General features: G+C 73.0%; 18 protein-coding genes. 9 read left to right on the forward strand and 9 right to left on the reverse strand.

The annotated features are described in order from the left end of the window. Nucleotides 1–103 precede the first annotated feature (103 nt). Both AB0I06_RS22520 and AB0I06_RS22525 read right to left on the reverse strand, forming a co-directional pair. Nucleotides 104–2,506: a SpoIIE family protein phosphatase gene (locus tag AB0I06_RS22520; protein ID WP_363120612.1), complete on the reverse strand. Its 2,403-nt coding sequence runs from the start codon at nt 2,504–2,506 to the stop codon at nt 104–106. A 113-nt stretch (nt 2,507–2,619) separates the two neighbouring features. Further along, nucleotides 2,620–3,315 (reverse strand): GntR family transcriptional regulator, encoded by a 696-nt coding sequence (locus tag AB0I06_RS22525; RefSeq protein WP_363120613.1) that lies wholly within the window; start codon nt 3,313–3,315, stop codon nt 2,620–2,622. 153 nt (nt 3,316–3,468) lie between these two features. On the opposite strand from AB0I06_RS22525, the gene AB0I06_RS22530 reads away from it, so the two are divergent. The 4 genes from AB0I06_RS22530 to AB0I06_RS22545 are packed head-to-tail and all read left to right on the forward strand — an operon-like array spanning nt 3,469 to nt 8,410. Next, complete coding sequence (locus AB0I06_RS22530; RefSeq protein WP_363120614.1) at nt 3,469–4,689, forward strand: sarcosine oxidase subunit beta family protein; 1,221 nt, start codon at nt 3,469–3,471, stop codon at nt 4,687–4,689. A 10-nt stretch (nt 4,690–4,699) separates the two neighbouring features. Continuing rightward, a complete protein-coding gene (locus tag AB0I06_RS22535; RefSeq protein ID WP_363120615.1) occupies nt 4,700–4,981 on the forward strand; it encodes a sarcosine oxidase subunit delta in 282 nt (93 codons plus the stop codon). After that, entirely contained in the window at nt 4,978–7,815 is a 2,838-nt protein-coding gene (locus tag AB0I06_RS22540; protein WP_363120616.1) for a 2Fe-2S iron-sulfur cluster-binding protein, read from the forward strand. Before AB0I06_RS22535 ends, AB0I06_RS22540 begins: the two co-directional genes overlap by 4 nt. Then, nucleotides 7,808–8,410, forward strand: coding sequence for a sarcosine oxidase subunit gamma family protein (locus AB0I06_RS22545; RefSeq protein WP_363120617.1), 603 nt, complete (start codon nt 7,808–7,810; stop codon nt 8,408–8,410). The genes AB0I06_RS22540 and AB0I06_RS22545 overlap by 8 nt, the downstream gene beginning before the upstream one ends. A 21-nt stretch (nt 8,411–8,431) precedes the next feature. Here AB0I06_RS22545 and AB0I06_RS22550 read toward each other — a convergent pair whose 3' ends face one another. Further along, nucleotides 8,432–9,058, reverse strand: coding sequence for a LysE family translocator (locus tag AB0I06_RS22550; RefSeq protein WP_363120618.1), 627 nt, complete (start codon nt 9,056–9,058; stop codon nt 8,432–8,434). A 111-nt stretch (nt 9,059–9,169) separates the two neighbouring features. Here AB0I06_RS22550 and AB0I06_RS22555 point away from each other — a divergent pair, with 111 nt between their 5' ends. Further along, entirely contained in the window at nt 9,170–9,622 is a 453-nt protein-coding gene (locus AB0I06_RS22555; protein WP_363120619.1) for an Lrp/AsnC family transcriptional regulator, read from the forward strand. Here the strand turns inward: AB0I06_RS22555 and AB0I06_RS22560 are convergent. The 3 genes from AB0I06_RS22560 to AB0I06_RS22570 form a co-directional block, all read right to left on the reverse strand. After that, nucleotides 9,582–10,211 carry a helix-turn-helix domain-containing protein gene (locus AB0I06_RS22560; RefSeq protein ID WP_363120620.1) on the reverse strand — a complete coding sequence of 210 codons (630 nt, stop codon included), beginning with the start codon at nt 10,209–10,211 and terminating at the stop codon, nt 9,582–9,584. The two genes, AB0I06_RS22555 and AB0I06_RS22560, sit on opposite strands and share 41 nt — an antisense overlap. A 76-nt stretch (nt 10,212–10,287) precedes the next feature. Further along, complete coding sequence (gene rfbB, locus AB0I06_RS22565; RefSeq protein WP_363120621.1) at nt 10,288–11,274, reverse strand: dTDP-glucose 4,6-dehydratase; 987 nt, start codon at nt 11,272–11,274, stop codon at nt 10,288–10,290. Nucleotides 11,275–11,289: 15 nt separating this feature from the next. After that, the gene (locus tag AB0I06_RS22570; RefSeq protein WP_363120622.1) at nt 11,290–12,507 is read right to left on the reverse strand and encodes a class I SAM-dependent methyltransferase; all 1,218 of its coding nucleotides are present in this window, start codon (nt 12,505–12,507) and stop codon (nt 11,290–11,292) included. 179 nt (nt 12,508–12,686) lie between these two features. Here AB0I06_RS22570 and rfbA point away from each other — a divergent pair, with 179 nt between their 5' ends. Continuing rightward, nucleotides 12,687–13,565, forward strand: a complete 879-nt coding sequence (rfbA, locus tag AB0I06_RS22575; RefSeq protein WP_363120623.1) for a glucose-1-phosphate thymidylyltransferase RfbA — start codon at nt 12,687–12,689, stop codon at nt 13,563–13,565. Nucleotides 13,566–13,615: 50 nt separating this feature from the next. Here the strand turns inward: rfbA and AB0I06_RS22580 are convergent, their stop codons facing one another. Beyond that, on the reverse strand, nt 13,616–14,722 hold the full coding sequence (locus AB0I06_RS22580; protein WP_363120624.1) for a winged helix DNA-binding domain-containing protein: 1,107 nt from the start codon (nt 14,720–14,722) through the stop codon (nt 13,616–13,618). Nucleotides 14,723–14,884: 162 nt separating this feature from the next. Between AB0I06_RS22580 and rfbC the strand changes: the two genes are divergently transcribed. The 3 genes from rfbC to AB0I06_RS22595 all read left to right on the forward strand — a co-directional run bounded on the left by rfbC (nt 14,885) and on the right by AB0I06_RS22595 (nt 17,758). Beyond that, complete coding sequence (gene rfbC / locus AB0I06_RS22585) at nt 14,885–15,502, forward strand: dTDP-4-dehydrorhamnose 3,5-epimerase (RefSeq protein ID WP_363120625.1); 618 nt, start codon at nt 14,885–14,887, stop codon at nt 15,500–15,502. A gap of 69 nt (nt 15,503–15,571) precedes the next feature. Then, nucleotides 15,572–16,720, forward strand: a complete 1,149-nt coding sequence (locus AB0I06_RS22590; RefSeq protein WP_363120626.1) for a nucleotide disphospho-sugar-binding domain-containing protein — start codon at nt 15,572–15,574, stop codon at nt 16,718–16,720. Between the two features lie 51 nt (nt 16,721–16,771). Continuing rightward, nucleotides 16,772–17,758, forward strand: a complete 987-nt coding sequence (locus AB0I06_RS22595) for an NAD(P)-dependent oxidoreductase (RefSeq protein WP_363120627.1) — start codon at nt 16,772–16,774, stop codon at nt 17,756–17,758. A gap of 41 nt (nt 17,759–17,799) precedes the next feature. Here AB0I06_RS22595 and AB0I06_RS22600 read toward each other — a convergent pair whose 3' ends face one another. Together AB0I06_RS22600 and AB0I06_RS22605 are read right to left on the reverse strand one after the other, a co-directional pair. Next, entirely contained in the window at nt 17,800–18,525 is a 726-nt protein-coding gene (locus AB0I06_RS22600) for a class I SAM-dependent methyltransferase (protein ID WP_363120671.1), read from the reverse strand. Continuing rightward, entirely contained in the window at nt 18,525–19,748 is a 1,224-nt protein-coding gene (locus tag AB0I06_RS22605; RefSeq protein WP_363120628.1) for a cytochrome P450, read from the reverse strand. Before AB0I06_RS22605 ends, AB0I06_RS22600 begins: the two co-directional genes overlap by 1 nt. Between the last annotated feature and the right edge of the window lie 19 nt (nt 19,749–19,767).

Here is a 19,767-nt window from a genome sequence, read left to right on the forward strand (position 1 = left end):
CCCGTGGTGCGTGCCGGCATGCCGCATCGGACACCGCGCCCGTACCGGACGCCGGGGAACAGGGCCGCCGGGACCGGGCATCGCGGACCCGCGAGTGTCCGGTTCAGCTGCCCGGCGGCAAGGGCTGTTCCGCCCAGATGGTCTTGCCCGTGGCCGTCTGGCGGGTGCCCCACCGCTCGGCGAGCTGGGCGACGAGCAGCAGGCCCCGGCCGCCCTCGTCGAAGACCCGGGCCCGGCGCAGGTGCGGTGCGGTGCTGCTGCCGTCGGACACCTCGCAGATGAGGGTCGAGTCGCGGATCAGCCGCAGTTCGATGGGGGCGCCGCCGTACCGCAGCGCGTTGGTGACCAGCTCGCTGACGATCAGTTCGGTGGCGAACTCCGCCTCCGCCAGCCCCCATTCGGCCAGCTGATCGCCCGCCATCTTGCGGGCCCGCGCCACGGCCGCGGGGTCCGGCGGCAGCCGCCAGGTGCGGACCTTCCCGGGGTCGAGGACGGCCGTGCGCGCGAGCATCAGCACGATGTCGTCGTCGGGCCGGCCGGTCAGCAGCGTGCGCAGGACCCGCTCGCAGGTCTCATCGAGCGTGCCGCCGAAGTCGCCCAGGGCGTCGCGCAGCAGGGCCGTGCCGATCTCGATGTCGTGGTCGGGCGCCTCGATCAGACCGTCGGTGTAGAGGGCGAGCAGGCTGTTCTCCTCCAGTTGCACCTCCACGGCCTCGAACGGCAGACCGCCCAGGCCCAGCGGCGGCCCGGCCGGCAGGTCGAGGAACCGTACGCCGCCGTCGGGCGTGACCAGCACGGGCGGCGGATGCCCGGCGCGGGCCATGGTGCAGCGACGGGACACCGGGTCGTACACGGCGTACAGGCAGGTGGCGCCGACCTGCCCCGACGCCTCCTGTGCCCCGCGCGCCTCCGGGCCCTCCTCCCGGTCGAGCCGGATGACGAGGTCGTCCAGCTGGGTGAGCAGCTCGTCGGGGGCGAGATCGACATCGGCGAGCGTCCGTACGGCGGTCCGCAGCCGGCCCATCGTGGCCGACGCCTGGATGCCGTGGCCGACCACGTCACCCACGACCAGGGCCACGCGGGCGCCGGACAACGGGATCACGTCGAACCAGTCGCCCCCGATGTCCGCCCCGGCCCCGGTCGGCAGATAGCGGTAGGCGATGTCCATCGCCGCGAGGTCGGGGAGCCGTTCCGGGAGCAGGCTGCGCTGGAGTGCCAGGGCCGTGCGGCGTTCCCGGGTGAAGCGACGGGCGTTGTCCACGCTCACCGCGGCCCGGGCCACGATGTCCTCCGCGAGCAGCAGATCGTCCTCGCTGAACGGGTCCGGCGTGCGGTGGCGCAGGAAGTGCACCAGGCCCAGCGTCACGCCGCGGGCCCGCAGCGGCACCATCATCACCGAGTGCATCATGAACCGGGACACGGACTCGGCGCGGCCCGGTGAGGCCGTGATCCACTCCCGCAGCTCCGGGTCGCCCGGCCGGTGCCGGGCACCCCGGTCGGCTGCCAGGGTCCGCAGCGGCAGCGTCCCCACCGGGTAGGGGGTCGAGGCGCCCGCCGCCACCACCGACTCCGGGCAGCCCTCCAGCACCGACAGCTGTGCGGTGCGGCGCACGGTGACGGGCCTGTCCGGCGGCAGCGGTTCCGGCTCCTCGCCCAGGGCGACGGACTCCAGCAGGTCCACGGCGACGAAGTCCGCGAAACCCCCGGCCACGGCCACCTCGGCCAGCTCCTCGGCCGTGCGGGTCACGTCCAGGGTGCTCCCGATCCGCAGACTGGCCTCGTTCAGCACCGCCAGCCGGCGGCGGGCCCAGTACTGCTCCGTCGTGTCGAACACGGTCGCCGACATGCCCCGCACCGCGCCGGTCTCGTCCTTCAGCGGCGACATGAACATCGACCAGGCGTGCGGCCGGGTCTCGCCCGGGGCCTTGCCGTGCTCCTCGTGGAAGATCAACTCGCCGGTGCGCAGGACCTCCCGCTGGAGGCGGTCGTAGGAGTCGAAGGGCGGGTTCGGCTCGATCTCCCACAGGGTCAGGCCCTTCATCTCCTCCACGGACCTGCCCATCACCTCGGTCATCATCTCGTTGGCCGCCACCAGCCGCGCATCACGGTCGTACACCGCCACCGGGACGGGGAGCTGGGCGAGCGTGAGGTCCCACAGGGGCAGGGCCGCCCGGTCGACGGGCGCCGCCGGGTACACCGGCGCGGTGCCGGTCACGAGCCACAGCCGCCTGCCCCGCCCGTCCAGCATCGGCGTCCCCTGGAGCCGGACCACGACCCGGTTGCCGTCCCGGTGCCGCAGCGCCACCTCACCGGCCCAGCGCCGGCCCTCGGCCGCGTGCCGCCGCGTCGACTCGGGCAGCCGGGCGGCGAGCAGGTCATCGGCGGGCCTGCCCACGACCTCGGCGGGCTCGTGTCCGAGCAGGCGGCGAGCACCGTCGCTCCACACCGAGATCACCCCGTCGGCGTCGACGACGACGGCCAAGTCCTCCGGTACGCGTCCCTCCACGGTGCCTCCGGATGTGCCGCCCCTGGCTGCTCACGCTTCCTGCACCGATTGTCCCGCTACCGGCCCGCAGTGGCTCGTCTGCGCTGAGCCACTGCGGTGACCGGCGAAGACGCTCAGATGGCCGCCCGGATCGCCCGCTCGAACCCCTCGACGTGCCCATGGGCCAGCCGCGCCGCCCGCTCCGGCTCGCCCGCGGTGATCGCCTCGATCAGCGGCCCGTGCTCCTCGACGTGGCCCGCCATGTCGGGCAGGCGGTCCAGGAACAGGCACCAGATGCGGGTGGCGAGGTTGTCGTGGCGGACGAGGGTGTCCTCCAGATACGGGTTGTGCGCGGCGGCGTAGACGGCGCGGTGGACCCGCAGGTCCAGATGCATCAGCGCACCGGGGTGCCGCCGGGCGGTGTGCGCGCCCGCCAGCTCCTGCCGCAGGGCCGTCAGGGCCGCCCGGTCCGCCGCCGTGGCGCGTCGTGCGGCCAGGGCGGCGGCCAGGGGTTCCAGCTCCTGGCGCACTTCGGAGACATGGGCGAGGTCGGTGATGTTGACCTCGGTGGCGAACGTGCCGCGCCGGGGATAGGCCGTGATCAGGCGCTCGTACTGGAGCCGCTTCAGGGCCTCGCGCACCGGTGTCCGCCCCACGCCGAGGGACTGCGCGAGCTGCTCCTCGTGGATCGGCGCACCCGGGCGGATCTCCAGCATGACGAGCCGGTCGCGGATGGCGCGGTACGCGCGCTCGGCGAGGGACAGCTCCTCGACTCCGGGCTCCGGCCCCGGGGACTCCCCGCTCGCGAGCTCCGTCGCCGACTGCCGCATGAAGGCCCCCTTGACCTGTCCCGTGAGCTCCCATACCGTACCGCAGAGTCTGATATATCAGTCGCGCATCAACGGCTCCCAGAGCGGTGCGCCCAGGACGACCAGCCCGTCGACCAGCCCCGCCGCCCCCCACCACGCGAACGGAGCCGTGGCATGAGCGCCGAGCCGCCGCCGGAACACCCCGACTTCCTCTGGCACCACCCCGAGCCGCGTTCCTCGTACGACGTCGTCATCGTCGGCGGGGGCGGCCACGGCCTGGCCACCGCCTACTACCTCGCCCGCAACCACGGCATCACCGACGTGGCCGTCCTGGAAAGGGGCTGGCTGGCGGGCGGCAACATGGCCCGCAACACCACGATCATCCGCTCCAACTACCTGTGGGACGAGAGCGCGGCGATCTACGAGCACGCGCTGAAGCTGTGGGAGCGGCTCCCGGAGGAGCTGGACTACGACTTCCTCTTCAGCCAGCGCGGGGTCCTCAACCTCGCGCACACCCTCCAGGACGTCCGCGAGGGCGTGCGCCGAGTCAACGCCAACCGACTCAACGGCGTCGACGCCGAGTGGCTCGAACCCGACGAGGTCGCCACGGTCTGCCCCATCCTCAACGTCTCGTCCCGCACCCGGTATCCGGTGCTCGGCGCCACCTTCCAGCCCCGGGCCGGCATCGCCAGGCACGACCACGTCGCCTGGGCGCTGGCCCGCCGCGCCGACCAGCTGGGCGTGCACCTGATCCAGGGCTGCGAGGTCACCGGCTTCGTCAAGGACGGCGACCGGGTCGTGGGCGTCGACACCACCCGCGGCCGCATCCACACCGGCCGCGTGGGCCTCGCGGCGGCAGGCCACAGCAGCGTCCTCGCCGAACGGGCGGGCCTGCGGCTGCCGGTGCAGTCCCACCCGCTCCAGGCCCTGGTCTCCGAGCTGCACGAGCCGGTGCACCCGACCGTCGTCATGTCGAACCACGTGCACGTCTACGTCTCCCAGGCACACAAGGGCGAGCTGGTGATGGGCGCGGGCGTCGACTCCTACAACGGGTACGGCCGCCGCGGCTCGTTCCACGTCATCGAGCGGCAGATGGCCGCCGCCGTCGAGCTGTTCCCCGTCTTCGCGCGGGCGCACGTGCTGCGGACCTGGGGCGGCGTCGTCGACGTCACCCCGGACGCCTCACCGATCATCGGCGGCACCCCGGTGGAGGGCCTCTACGTCAACTGCGGCTGGGGGACCGGCGGTTTCAAGGCCACCCCGGCGGCCGGCTGGACCTTCGCGCACACCCTCGCCACCGGCGAGCCGCATCCGCTGAACGCCCCCTTCGCCCTCGACCGTTTCACGACCGGCGCGCTGATCGACGAGCACGGCGCCGCGGCCGTGGCCCACTGAGGAGGACACCGTGCTGCTGATCACCTGCCCCTGGTGCGGCCCGCGGGACGAGACCGAGTACCGCTACGGCGGGCAGGCCCACGTCCCCCACCCCGAGGACCCCGCCGCCCTGACCGACGAGCAGTGGGCCGAGTACGTCTTCTACCGCGACAACCCCGAGGGTCCCTTCGCCGAGCGGTGGGCACACAGCACCGGCTGCCGCCGCTGGTTCAACGCGCTGCGCGACACCGCCACCCACGAGGTGCTGACCACCTACCGGCTCGACGAGCCGCGCCCCGGAGGGACCCGATGAGCGAGCAGCGTTTCCGGCTGGCGCACGGCGGCCGCGTCGACCGCGCCACCCTGCTGCGCTTCACCGTCGACGGACGGGAGCTGACCGGCCACCCCGGTGACACCCTCGCCTCCGCGATGCTGGCGAACGGGCTCGTCGAGGTCGCCCCCTCGCTCTACCGCGGCCGCCCGCGCGGCATCGTCGCCGCGGGCGTCGAGGAGCCCAACGCCCTGGTCCGGCTCGACGGCCCCTGCCCGGAGGGCATGCTCCCGGCGACGACGGTGGAGCTGTACGACGGCCTGTCCGCCACCACCCTGTCCGGGAAGGGCCGGCTCGCCCCCACCCCCGACCCGGCCCTCTACGACAAGAAGTACGCCCACACCGACGTCCTGGTCGTCGGCGCGGGCCCGGCCGGACTCGCGGCCGCCGCCGCTGCCGCCGCTTCCGGCGCCCGGGTGATCCTCGTCGACGACCAGCCCGGTCCCGGCGACTGCCCGCACTCCGGCACCGACGAGGGCGCGGTCCTGCGTGCGGCCCTGGACCGCGCCCCCGAGACCGTCGTCCTGCGACGCACCACCGCCTTCGGCTCGTACGACGACAACTACGTGCTCGCCCTCCAGCGCCGCACCGACCACCTCGCGACCGCCGTCGAGGGCGTCTCCCGCCAGCGGCTGTGGCACATCCGGGCCCGCCAGGTGGTGCTGGCGACCGGCGCGCACGAGCGGCCGCTGGTCTTCGCCGGCAACGACCGGCCCGGGGTGATGCTCGCCTCGGCCGTGCGGACCTACCTCGACCGGTACGCCGTGGCCCCCGGCTCCCGGGCCGTGGTGAGCACGACCAACGACAGCGCCTACGACACAGTCGCCGCTCTGCACGCGGCCGGGATCGGCATCGCCGCCGTGGCCGACGCACGGCCCGGCCTGTCCCGCCGGGCCGCCGAGATCGCCGGGGTCACCGGGGTGCGGGTGCTGTCGGGCAGCGCGGTGACCGGTACGGCGGGCGAGCCGAGGCTCACCGGCGTCACGGTCCGCGAACTCGACGCGGACGGCCGGCTCACCGACGCGCCCCAGCCGTTCGCATGCGACCTGCTCGCCGTCTCGGGCGGCTGGAGCCCGGTGGTGCATCTGCACAGCCAGCGCCGGGGACGGCTGCGCTGGGACGAGGACCTGGTCGCCTTCGTGCCCGACGGCGCCGTGCGGGACCAGCAGGTCGTCGGTGCCGCGCGCGGGACGTACGACACCGCCGGCTGCCGCTTTGAAGGGGCCCGGGCGGGTGCGCTGGCCGCGACGCGGGCGGGGTTCCCGGTCGCCGTACCGCCCGAGTGCGAGCGGCTGCCGGCCGGCCCGGCCCGCGCCCTGTGGCTGGTCCCCGGGCCCGACGGTGAACCAGCCACCTGGGACCGTCACTTCGTCGACCTCCAGCGCGACGTCACCGTCGCCGACGTCCGGCGGTCCACCACGGCCGGGATGCGCGGCGTCGAGCACGTCAAGCGCTACACCTCCCTCGGCACCGCGAACGACCAGGGCAAGACCTCGGGCGTCAACGCGATCGGCGTCATCGCCGAGGCGCTCGGCGGTTCACCCGGGCACATCGGCACCACGGCCCACCGGGCGCCGTACACACCGGTCGCGTTCGCCGCCCTGGCCGGACGCGAGCGCGGCGAGCTGTTCGACCCGGAGCGGACCACGCCCCTGCACGGCTGGCACGTGGCGCAGGGCGCCGAGTTCGAGAACGCGGGACAGTGGAAGCGTCCCCGGTTCTACCCCCGGCCCGGTGAGGACATGGACACCGCCGTGGCCCGGGAATGCCGGGCCGCCCGCGAAGGGGTGGCGTTCATGGACGCCTCCACCCTCGGCAAGATCGAGATCCGCGGCGCCGACGCGGGCGAGTTCCTCGACCGGATCTACACCAACGCCTTCGCGAAGCTGAAGCCCGGCACGGCCCGCTACGGCGTGATGTGCAGGCCCGACGGCATGATCTTCGACGACGGTGTGACGCTCCGCCTCGACGACGACCGCTACTTCACGACCACCACGACCGGAGGTGCCGCCGAGGTCCTGGACTGGCTGGAGGAGTGGCTCCAGACCGAGTGGCCCCAACTCGACGTGCACTGCACCTCGGTGACCGAGCAGTGGTCGACCATCGCCGTCGTGGGCCCGAAGTCCCGGGACGTCGTCGCCCGGCTCGCGCCCGGCCTGGACCTGTCCGCCGAGGCGTTCCCCTTCATGACCTTCCGCGAGACCACCCTCGCCTGCGGCGTTCCGGCGCGCGTCTGCCGCATCTCCTTCTCCGGCGAACTGGCCTACGAGATCAACGTCTCGGGGTGGTACGGCCTGGCCGTCTGGGAACAGGTCCACGCGGCCGGGCAGCCGTACGGCATCACCCCGTACGGCACCGAGACCATGCACGTGCTGCGGGCCGAGAAGGGCTACATCATCGTCGGGCAGGACACCGACGGCACCGTCACACCCCAGGACGCGGGCATGTCCTGGGTGGTGTCGCAGCGGAAGGACTTCATCGGCAAGCGGTCCTTCTCCCGTGCCGACACCGCCCGCGCCGACCGCAGGCACCTGGTCGGCCTGCTGCCGAGCGACCGCACGACCCGGCTGCCCGAGGGCACCCAACTCGTCGCGCCGGACGCCGCCTTGGACAGAACGCCGGTGCCGATGCTCGGCCACGTCACCTCCAGCTACCACAGCCAGGCCCTCGGCCGCCCCTTCGCCCTGGCCCTCGTCACCGGCGGGCGGGCCAGGATCGGTGAGACCCTGCTCGCCCCGGTCGGCCGGGACCTGGTGCCCGTCGAGGTGACCGACTGCGTCCTCTACGACCCCGAAGGGACCAAACGAGATGGCTGAGACAGGCCCCGCGACACTGCGCCGAAGCCCCCTGGCCCACCTGGAGGCACGGATGCGCGCCGCCACCGTCACCGGTGCCCGGGGCGTCGCCCTGCGGGAGCTGCCGTTCCTCGGCATGGTGAACGTGCGCGTCGAGCCCGCCTCCGCGGGGGCCGGCCGGATCGAGGCCGCCCTGGGGGCGCCGCTCCCGCGCCGGTGCGGCGACACCACGACGTCGGGACCCCGCACGGTCCTCTGGCTGGGCCCCGACGAGTGGCTCGTGTTCTCCCCGTCCGACGAGACCGCCGCCCTGCGAAAGGCGCTGGGCCCGGACCCCGGGTCGGTCGTGGACGTCTCCGCGCACCGCACCACGCTGGAGCTGAGCGGCCCGTCCGCCCGGCAGGTGCTGGAGAAGGGCTGTCCGCTGGACCTGCACCCCCGGGCCTTCGGTCCGGGGCGGGCGGTGTCGACCACGGTGGGCCCCGTCACCGTCCTGCTCTGGCAGACCGACGACACGCCGACGTACCGGCTGCTGCCGCGCTCCTCGTTCGCCGACCACCTGGGGCGCCGGCTGATCGACGCGATGGGCGAGTTCGGCGGGCCGGAGGTGCCGTGAGGGCACCGCCGGGGACGCCCGTCAGCCTGCCAGACGTTCCACCAGCAGGAAGCCGCCGATGCCGATCATCATGGCACCCGAGGCCCGGGTCACCGCCCGGGCCGCGGCGGGCCGCGTCCTGAGCACCGTGCGGGCCAGGACGCCCACGGTGAGGTAGACGACGGCGCAGGCGGTCATGTGCAGCGAGCCCAGCAGGCCGGTCTGGCCCGCGACCGGCCAGGCGCCCGCGGGGTCGATGAACTGCGGGAACAGGGAGAAGTAGAGCAGCAGCGCCTTGGGGTTCAGCCCGCTGGTGCCGATGCCCCTGACCATGACCCGCAGCCCGGAGGCGCCCTCGGTGCCCGCCTCCTGCCCGGGGACCGTCAGGGCGGCCGGCTGCCGCAGCACCCCCCAGCCCAGCCACACCAGATAGCCGGACCCGGCCACGGTCAGAGCGGTGAGCAGCGTCCCCGAGCTCGCCACGATCACCACCAGGCCCGCGACGGCGAGCAGGGTGTACCCCGCGTATCCGGCGACCAGCCCGGCGACCGCCGGCACGACCGACCGGTCCCTGAGGCCCGCCGTGATCGCGTAGGCCCAGTCCGCGCCGGGAGTGAAGATCAGCAGCAGGTCCACCGCCAGGAAAGCCGCCAGCGTGGTCGTGTCCATCGTTCGTTCCCTCTCACATGCCGTGGTGCGAGGGGAAGGCTAGGCCGGATCCGCCCGAAGGTGTTCCCTTCTTTACTCCTGCATGCGAGCATCTGGGGCAGAATCTTCTCCATGGATGCCCTGGACCGGAAGATTCTTACCGAGCTACAGCTGGACGGCCGTCTCACGGTCACCGAGCTGGCCGCCCGAGTGAAACTGAGCGTCTCGCCCTGCCACCGCAGGCTGCGCGACCTCGAACGCGAGGGCGCGATCCGCGGCTACCGCGCGGTGGTGGACCCGGCCGCCGTCGGCCTGAACTTCGAGGCCCTGGTCTTCGTCACCCTGCGCTGGGAGGACGCCGACACGGTCTCGGCGTTCGAAGAGGCGGTCGCCGCCGTCCCGCACGTGCTCCAGGCCCAGCGCCTGTTCGGCGACCCCGACTACCTCCTGCGCGTCGCCACCACCGACCTCGGCGCCTTCCAGCAGCTCTACGACCAGCGGCTCGCCCGGCTCCCCGGCGTCCAGCGCCTCAACTCCACCCTCGTCATGAAGCACGTCGTCGACGACCGCCCCCTGCCCGGGTGAACGGCCCGCCGCCGGGTGCGCCACCGGTCCACGAGCCCAGCAGCCCCGCCACGGCCTGCTCCGCCGCGAGCGGCCGCTCGTCCAGACCTCGCATGTCCACCAGGAACGCCCCGTCGGGACAGGGCACCCCCGGTTCCTCGGCCAGCCGCACCGCCAGCGAGGTCTTGCCGCTTCCCGGCGGCCCGGACACCACCGCCGCCGGTGGCGTGATCCCGCGGCCTTGCGCCGCCTCCCGCGCGAGGGCGCGCAGCACGGCCAGCTCCGTCCCGCGGCCGACGAAGTCCCGTACGCCCCTCGGCAGGGTGTGGGGCGAGAACCTGCCGGACTCGGCGGGCCGCGTCCCCGGACGCGCGGCACGGGCGGCCGCGAGGAGATCGGCGTGCGCGGCGTCGTCCAGCTCCAGCCCCTGGGCGAGCGCGGTGACGGTGCTCCGGTGCGGACGCCGGCTGCGGCCCCGCTCCATGTCGCCGATGGCACGCCCCGAGATGCGCGAGGCCTCGGCCAGTTCTTCGATCGTCAGCCGGCGGCTCTGCCGTAACGCGCGCAGCATCCGGCCGGACGGCGTCGTGCCCCCCAGCCCGGTGCCCACCGCGTGAAGATACGTGCGACCTGGGGCGACGTGCGTCCGGCGGCCGGTGACGGCCCCGGGCGCACGCGCCCCCGGTTCACCCGGCGCGGCCCGCGGTGCTCAGGAGCGGTTCCCACCAGTCGCGGTGGGCGCGGTACCACTCCACCGTCTGGGCCAGGCCCGTGGCCAGCGGGACGGTCGGGCCGTAGCCCAGTTCGCGGGTGATCCTGGAGTGGTCGACGCAGTAGCGCCGGTCGTGGCCCTTGCGGTCCTCGACCCGGCGGACCTGCTCCCACGAGGCGCCGCAGGCCCGCACGAGCCGGTCGACGAGGTCGCGGTTGGCCAGCGGGGTGCCGCCGCCGATGTTGTAGGTCGCGCCCGGCCGCCCCCGGGTCCTGACCCGTTCCACGGCCCGGACGTGGTCCTCGACGTGCAGCCAGTCCCGTACGTTGCCCCCGTCGCCGTACAGCGGGGCCTCCCGGCCGTCGAGCAGCCGGGTGATGAACAGCGGGATCAGCTTCTCGGGGAACTGGTACGGGCCGTAGTTGTTGGAGCAGCGGGTGACCCGGACGTCCAGGCCGTGCGTCCGGTGCTGGGCGAGGGCGAGCAGGTCCCCGGCGGCCTTGGACGCGGCGTACGGGCTGTTCGGCCGCACCGGGGAACTCTCGCTCCAGGCGCCCCGGTCGATGGACCCGTAGACCTCGTCGGTGGAGATGTGGACGAACGGCCCGACCCGGTGGCGCAGTGCGGCGTCCAGCAGGACCTGCGTGCCCGTCACATTGGTCCGTACGAAGTCCGCCGCGCTGTCGATGGACCGGTCGACATGGGACTCGGCGGCGAAGTGCACCACCTGGTCGTGCGTGCGCATCAGCGCGTCGACCACCTCGGTGTCGCAGATGTCCCCGTGGACGAAGGTGAGCCCCGGATGGTCCGCCACCGGCGCCAGGTTCGCCCGGTTGCCGGCGTAGGTGAGGGCGTCCAGCACGGTGACGGTGACGTCCCCCGGGCCGTCGGGGCCGAGGACGGTCCGTACGTAATGGGACCCGATGAAACCCGCTCCGCCCGTGACGAGCACTCTGGTCATGACAGCTCCGCGCTCTCAGACGACGCGGACGTCCGGCACGTAGAGAATCCATTTCCCGCCTTGTTCCCGGAACGCGGTCTCCCTCGCGATGATTTCCTCGGCGTGGTTCCAGGCGAAGAGCAGCGCGTATTCCGGGTAGGGCGCCGAGAACTCCTCGATCGGCTTGACGGGAATGTGCACGCCGGGCGAGAGGCGGCCCTGTTTCGCGACCGTCGAGTCGTAGATCGCGGGAATCAGGCCGGGACCGATGCCGCAGTAGTTCGTCACGGTCGCGCTCTTGGCGGTGGCGCCGTACGCGGCGACGGTGTGCCCGGCGTCGCGCAGCCGGTGCAGCAGCGCGGTGAGCTCCTCGCAGTTCCTCTTCACCTGCATGCCGAACCGTTCGAGGATCGTGCTGTCCGTGAGCTGCCGGCGGCCTTCCTCGGCGGTCAGTTCCGCCACCGCCGGGCTCGGCTGCCGGCGGCCCGCGCGGGCCAGCGTGTAGCGCACCTCGCCGCCGTGCACCGGAAGCCGCTGCACATCGACCAGTTCGAAGCCGAACCGCCGGGCCGCGGCCTGCACCGACGAGGCGGAGAACAGGTAGAAGTGCTCGTCGTAGATCTGGTCGAAGCTGGCCCGCTCGACGATGTCGCCGAGGTACGGGTCCTCGAAGACGAACACCCCGTCCGTGCCCAGCAGCGCGTCGACGCCGCGGAACACCGAGTCCAGGTAGGGGATGTGGCACATGGTGTTGGCGGCGTAGACGACGTCGGCCGGCCCGTCCGCGGCCCTGATCTCCTTGGCGGTGGACTCCTGGAAGAAGTCGAACCGCACCCGCACGCCCTGGGCGGCCGCCAGCTCCACCACGTCGCGCGAGGGGTCGACGCCCAGGTGGCGGACACCGGCGGCGGCGACGGTCTTCAGCATGGCGCCGTCGTTGCACCCGATCTCGACCACGAACGGGTCGTCGCCGTGGCACTCGGTGGCCAGCAGGCGGCGCGCGGTCGTGGCGAAGTGCTCCCGCATGACCGACGACATGGACGAGCGGTAGGGGTAGTCCTCGCGGAACATGCGCTCCCGCGGGACCTCCTCCATGAGCTGCACCATGGCGCATTCCTCGCAGACGCCGACGGCGAGTCGGTAGAAGAACTCCTCCGACGTCTCCTCGGGTCGGCGAAATGCATCGGACAGCGGCTGGCGACCGAAATCGAAGAACTCGGTGACGGAACTCCGGCAGACGCGGCAAGTGGTCATGCTCGCACGCTAGGGCGGGTTCCTCGAAGAGAACTAGACACCTGCTAGATGGAGTGGGGAAAACCCGCCGCCCCGGCCGGGCGGAATCCCTGTCGAGTCGTCGTCGAGGCGCTCTCGAATACCGGATGACGGAATGTACGGCGTACCGATTCACCGCGAGCGGAGGGCGGGAGACACCCGTGAAGGGGATCATTCTGGCGGGCGGTTCGGGAACACGGCTGAGGCCGCTCACCCTCGGCGTGTCCAAGCAACTCCTTCCGGTCGGCGACAAGCCGATGATCTACTACCCGCTCAGTGTGCTGATGCTCACGGGCATCCGGGACATCCTCATCGTCTCCACCCCGGTCGACCTGCCCCAGTTCCAGCGGCTGCTGGGCGACGGATCACAGCTGGGCCTGTCCCTGACCTACCGTGCTCAGCACCGGCCCGTCGGCCTGCCCGACGCGTTCGTCCTGGGCGCCGATCACATCGGGGACGACCCCGTCGCCCTGATCCTCGGCGACAACATCTTCCACGGCCACCACTTCTACTCCGTCCTGGCCGAGCACAGCGCCGACGTACGGGGCTGCGTGCTGTTCGGCTACCCGGTGCACGACCCGGAGCGGTACGGCGTGGGCGAGGTCGACGCCGACGGGCGCCTTCTGTCGATCGAGGAGAAACCCGAAAAACCCCGCTCCAACACGGCGATCACCGGCCTGTACTTCTACGACAACCGCGTGGTCGAGGTGGCGCGGAACCTCCGGCCCTCGGAACGCGGCGAACTGGAGATCACCGACGTCAACCGCTGGTACCTGGAACGGGACGCCGCCCGGCTGGTCAACCTGGGCCGGGGCTTCGCCTGGCTCGACACCGGGACCCCCGAGTCGCTGCTCCAGGCCGGACAGTACGTCGGCACGCTGGAGGCCCGGCAGGGCGTGCGCATCGCCTGCATCGAGGAAGTCGCCCTGCGCATGGGCTACATCGACAGCGAGGCCTGCTACCGGCTGGGCGTGCGGATCGGGCCCTCGGGGTACGGGGCGTACGTGCGCACCATCGCGACGGAACTCGCGCGGGAGTGAGACGGCCCACGCCCGCTCCGGAGCCGGTGGCCGGAGCGGGCGTGGGCGTCTCAGCTCGCGTCCCCGACCGGGACGAACCGCAGGTCGTGCCGCTCGGCGTCCGCGGCCGCGAACCGCAGCAGGCGCTCACCCTCCGCCGCGACCTCCGCCTCCTCACGCGCCGTCAGCGGGGAGAAGCACTTCACGGTCAGGACCGCGGCCGTCCTGCCGCGCCCCTCCCGCTTGATCACCCACAGGGCGCGTACGAAGCCGTCCACGAGCACCGCCGCCTCGACGATGATGTGCCGGCGCTGGTCGTCGGTCATCAGCCGGGAGCGGTCCGCGTGACCGAGCACCACGTTGTCCAGGGCGGCCAGGAATCGCACCGGGACCACCGAGTCCGGGTCGGGCAGCGGCGCCCCGGGAAGGTCGAACAGCTCCTCCCCGCCCTCGCCCCGGTACACCCGCAACCGCGGCCGCAGCTCCTCGACCACCTCACGCAGCCGCGTCGTACCGCTCCACGCCTGGACGTCCTTGACGGTGGCCGGGCCGAATCCGGCGAGATGCCGCAGCACGAGCTGCCGCCGCGAGGCATCCTCGGCGAGCGGCCGGTCCAGCCACTCCTCGGCGAGCGCGAACGGGGTGGTGCCCCGGCGCCCCCAGGTGCCGTCCGGGGGCGGGTGCACCACCGCGAGCAGACCCTGCACCGAACGGGCCAGCGCCACCGGGTCACGCCCCGGCCAGCGCTCCGCCAGCAACCGGCCCAGCTCCGGCCGCGCCAGCGAACCGCCGGCCAGTGCCGCACGGGCCACCGCGGCCAGCTCGGCCAGGTCCACACCGGCCGTCTGCTTGCCGAAGGCGGCCTTCTGCCAGCGGTCCAGCATCGGCTGCAACAGCGGGCGCAGCCACAGATAGTCCTCCGCCGTGACCAGGTGCTGGGTCCCGCGGAACAGGGTCGCCCGCACCACCGCGCGCTCCTCGAGCAGCTTCGTCAGCTCCTCCAGCCGGAAGCCCTCGATCCTGCTCCACAGCCCGATGTACGGCGGATCGGGGTCCTGCGCCTGCAACCCGGCCAGCCGCTCGATCACCGCCGGGGCGGACAGGTCCGTGCGCCGCGTCAGCAACTGGCGTTCCAGGGTCGCCCGGTTGAGGGCCCGGCGCGTGAGAACTTCTGCCATGGCGTCCTTTCGCCTGTGTACGCGCCGAGCACGGCGACGGGGAGACGATCGCCCGCGGGGCCAACCTAGCCGTGATCGCGGTCAGCCACTGACCGCGATAGGGCAGCTGCCTGGAGCGGACCTGTAGTGCGCTTCGAGGCGGCCGGGCCACAGTCACCGCCCATGGAATCGAGAGAGCTCGAGGTCGCCGGCGCGCGCGTCTTCACCCCCGAGGTGTTCCGGGACGACCGGGGGCTGTTCGTGTCGCCCTTCCAGTCGCAGGCCTTCCTCCGGGCGACCGGCCGGCCGCTCTTCCCGGTGGCCCAGACCAGTTGCAGCCTCTCCCGGCGCGGTGTCGTGCGCGGGGTGCACTTCACCCGCACTCCGCCCGGCATGGCGAAGTACGTGTACTGCGTCCGGGGAAAGGCCCTCGACATCGTCGTGGACCTCCGCCTGGGCTCGCCGACCTTCGGCCGGTGGGACGCCGTCGTCCTCGACCCGGTGGACTTCCGCGCCGTGTACTTCCCGGTGGGCGTCGGACACGCCTTCGTGGCGCTCGAGGACGACACGGCCATGGCGTACACGCTCTCCCTCGCCTACGACCCGGACAACGAACTGGCGCTGTCCGTCCTCGATCCCGAGCTCGGCCTGCCGCTGCCCGGTGACATCCAGCCGGTCCTCTCCGAACGGGACCGGGTGGCTCCCACCCTCGCCCGGGCCGCGGACGCCGGACTGCTGCCGCACTACGGGGAGTGCCTGAAACTCGAGGACGCCCTCACGGCACCGCACGACAGGGCCTGACCGCCCGGGGGCGTGCCGTCCCAGCCGGATTCGAGTGCCGTTCCGGCCCGCTCTTCTACCTTCCCCGGCATGAAGACACTGGTGGCCACCGGCCCAGCTCACCCGCTGTACTACCCGATCGTGCCCCTCGCGTGGGCGCTGCGCGCGGCAGGCCACGAGGTGCTCGTGGCGGCCCCCGAGAGCTTCGAGGGCCCCGTGCGCGGCTCCGGCCTGCCCATGGCGCCGGTCTACGGCCCGCTCGACATGGGCGAGGTGATGGCCAAGGACCGCGACGGCGGGCGCGTCCGGGTGCCCGACACCGACGAGGAGATGGCCGAGGGCATCGGCCGCGGCTTCGGACGGCTCGCCGCCCGCACCCTGGAGGGCACCGCCGAGCTCGTCGACCGCTGGCGCCCCGACCTGATCGTCGCCGAGTCGTACGGATACGCCGCGGCGGCAGCGGCGTCCGCCCGGCACGACATCCCCTGGGTCAAGCACGTCGTGGGTCCCGGCGACCTGCCCGTCGACCCCTGGATCGCCGACGAACTCGCCCCGGAGCTCAAGGAACTCGGACTCGGCGCGCTCCCCGAGCCCGCCCTGGTACTCGACAACTGCCCGCCCCTGCTGGGCGATGCGGCGCCCGGCACGACGCCCCTGCGTTACGTGCCCTACGGGGAGCCGGGCACCGTGCCCGAGTGGGTGCTGCGGCCCCGCACCCGCCCCCGGCTGCTGGTCACCCTCGGCTCCGTGCAGCCGCAGATCGGCGGCGCCCCGATGCTCGGGCAGATCGTCCGCTCGCTCGGCGAACTGGACGTGGACCTGGTCGTCGCGGTGGCCGACCACCTCGTCGGGCAGCTCGGCGCGCTGCCGGACAGCGTCATCGCCACGGGCTGGCAGTCGCTGACCTCCGTCCTGCCGGGCTGCGACGCCGCCGTCCACCACGGTGGCCCGGGCACGATGATGGCCTGCCTCGTCCACGGTGTGCCGCAGGTCGTCGTGCCCGGGCGCGGAAAGCCGCTCGACGCCATCGCCCGCCTCGCCGACCTGGGCGCGGTACGCCGCGTCCACCCGGCGGAACTGTCGCCCGCGACCATGCTGGAGGCCGTCCGCGCGCTGCTGGAGGACCCCTCGTACGCGCGCCAGGCGCAAACCGTGGCGGACGACAACGCCCGCCGCCCCTCCCCGGCGCGCACCGTGCCGGTGCTGGAGGAACTCGTCGCCGGGCGTTCCGGCGCCTGAGGGGGAACCGGGCGGCCGGTCACCGGCCGCCCGCAGGACCGGGAGGACGGCATGACCACATCGCACCGGCCCGCACCCACACGGCGGCGCGTGGCCGTCCTCGGCGGCACGGGCTGGGTGGGGCGCCACGTGTGCACCGCCCTGGCCGCCCGCGGCGACGACGTCCTCGTCGTCGCCCGCCGGCCGGCCCCCCACATCCGCCCGTACGCCTTCGCGTCCCTGGACCTCGGCCACGCCGGCCGGGAGCGCATCGCCGGGCTGCTGGCGACCCACCGCATCGACACGGTCGTCAACGCGACGGACGCCCTCAACGCGACGGACGGCTGGGCCCGGCCGGACGAGGACCTGGACGCGGTGAACGTCGCCGCGGTGCACCGGCTGCTCGCAGCCCTGGGCGACCTGCCCTGGCGCACGCGCGTCGTGCACATCGGCACCCTGCACGAGTACGGCGACGTCCCTCCCGGGACGCTCATCGACGAAAAGGTCACCCCGCGCCCCGGCAGCGCCTACGCGCGGACGAAACTCGCCGGATCGCAGGCCGTTCTCGGCGCCGTGCGCGCGGGCGCGGCCGACGGTCTGGTGCTGCGAGCGGCCAACGTCTGCGGGCCCCATCCCTCACCGGCGAGCTTTCCCGGCAAGCTGGTCACGATGCTGCGCCGGGCCCTCGCCGACCAGGAACCCATGACGGTGGTCCTCACCGGGGCCCGCCGGGACTTCGTGGACGTCCGCGACCTCGCCGACGCGGTCGTCAGGGCCGTCCACTCCCCGGCGACGGGCCACGCCCTCAACATCGGCAGCGGCCACGCCGTGGACATGCGCACCCTGGTCCGGCTCTTCGTCACCGCCGCCGGACACTCCACCGACCTGATCGAGGAACGGACCCGGGACGTCGCGGGCCTCGGCGGCGCCTGGACCCGCGCCGACATCCGGCTCGCCGGGCGGCTGCTCGGCTGGTCCCCCCGCATCGGCCTCGCGGAGTCCCTCGGCGCCATGTGGACCGCGGCGACGACGGACGGCCCCCTCCGGACGGACGTCTGAAGGGGGCCGTGCGGTTCCTTGCCTGCCTCAGCGCACCGGCGTCACTTGGCCACACCGACGAACAGACCGCAGCTGAAGCGGCCGGGACCGACGTACTCCACCGAACAGCCGGCCCGCTCGAAGGCCGTCTCGTACTGCTCCCGGGTGAACAGCCGCATGAGGTGGACGTCCGTGAAGTGCCGGATGCCGGCGTCCTTCCGCGCGTCGATGTAGTGCACGACGATCGGGACGTCGTCCCCCTGCCGCCGCGAGTGGGAGACCCGTACCGTCACCCGGTCGTCGGTGCGCACCAGGTCGTCCGCGATGTAGCCGGGCAGGAACGCCTCCGGGAAGTACCAGGGCTCCAGGACGATCACCCCGCCCGGGGTGAGGTGCCGCGCCAGACTGGCGAGGGTGCGCTCCAGCTCGTCGGTCGACCGGGTGTAGCCGATCGAGCTGAACATCAGGCTGATCGCGTCGTAGCGGCGGCCGAGCGTGAAGTCGCGCATGTCGCCCGGGTGCACGGGGATGCCGGGCAGCCGGCGCGCCGCCTGGGCGATCATCGGCCGCGACAGCTCCAGCCCCTCCACGGTCGCGAAGTGCTCCTGGAAGTAGGTCAGATGGCCTCCGGTGCCGCAGGCCACGTCCAGCAGGGACGAGGCGTCCGGCCTGCGGTCCCGGACCAGGGCCGTCACCTCGGCCGACTCGGCGGCGTAGTCCTTGCCGCGTGCGGCGTAGACGAGTTCGTAGATCTCGGCCAGGTGCGGGCCGTACGCCTCCTGCTGCATCACGCGTCCCAGGTGACGGACAGCTCGCGCACCCCGTAGACGATGGCCCCCTCCTTGCGGGGCACCTCGTCGAGCGGTACGGCGAGCCGCAGGGTGGGGATGCGCCGGAACAGGGTCGTCCAGGCGATCTGCATCTCCAGCCGGGCCAGTTCGGCACCGATGCACAGGTGCGCGCCGTGACCGAAGCCCATCTGCTTGCGGCTGCCCCGGCGCAGGTCCAGCTTCTCCGGCTCCGGGAAGACCTCCGGGTCCCGGTTGGCGGTCAGCAGCAGACACAGGATGCCGTCACCGGCCGGGATGACCGTGCCGTCGATCTCGATGTCCTCCAGGGCGACCCGGGGCACCCCGATGTCCCCGATGGTCACCATGCGCAGCAGTTCCTCGGTCGCCGGGCCGATCAGCGCCTCAGGATCCGCCATCAGCTCCGCCAGCTGGTCGGGGTGCTCCAGCAGGCAGGCCGTGCCCAGGGACAGCATGCTCGCGGTGGTCTCGTGACCGCCGTTCATCAGCATCCGGACCATGTTGACCAGGTCCCGCCGGGTGTACTCCTCGCCCGACGCCCGGTACTCCTTGATGATGTGGCTGGTCAGGTCGTCGCCGGGCTCGGTCTCCCGGATCTCGACCAGCTTCTCGACGTAGGCGTTGACCTCCACGATCGCCGCCACCCGCTGCTCGGGGGTGCTGTGGATGCCGAACATGTTGTTGCTGTGCTCGATGATGAAGTCGTGATCGCCCTGGGGGATGCCCAGCATGTCGCAGATGATCGTCGTGGGCAGCGACAGGGAGAACAGGCGGTGGAAGTCCACCGGCGGCGTCAGGGCCAGCAGCCGGTCGATGTGCTCGTCGACGATCTCCTGGATGCGCGGACGCAGCTTCTGCACCCGCTGGTAGGTGAAGGCCGCGGCCGCCTTCCCGCGCGCGGCCGTGTGCTCGGGCGGGTCGTAGCCGATGAAGGAGGTCTCGGTGCGGGCCTCGGGCGGCGCCACGAAGTAGAACGGGAAGCCCGGGTGCTTGCGCGAGGCGCTGACGCGCGGGTCGGTCAGCAGCCGGCGTATCGCCTCGTGGCCGGTGACCGTCCAGACGCGCAGCCCGGTGTTGGCGAGGGTCACCGGGGTGACACCCCGCCGCACCATGCCCGCGTACTGCTCGGGCGGGGTGAACGGGCCGGGACGGACGAAGGGGAAGGTCTCCGGCGCGCCCGAGACGTCCGCGGTGCTGGTCATCAGGTCTCTCCTCTGCTTG

Origin of the sequence: Streptomyces sp. NPDC050674 (assembly GCF_040654575.1) — a bacterium.
Taxonomy (GTDB): Bacteria; Actinomycetota; Actinomycetes; order Streptomycetales; family Streptomycetaceae; genus Streptomyces.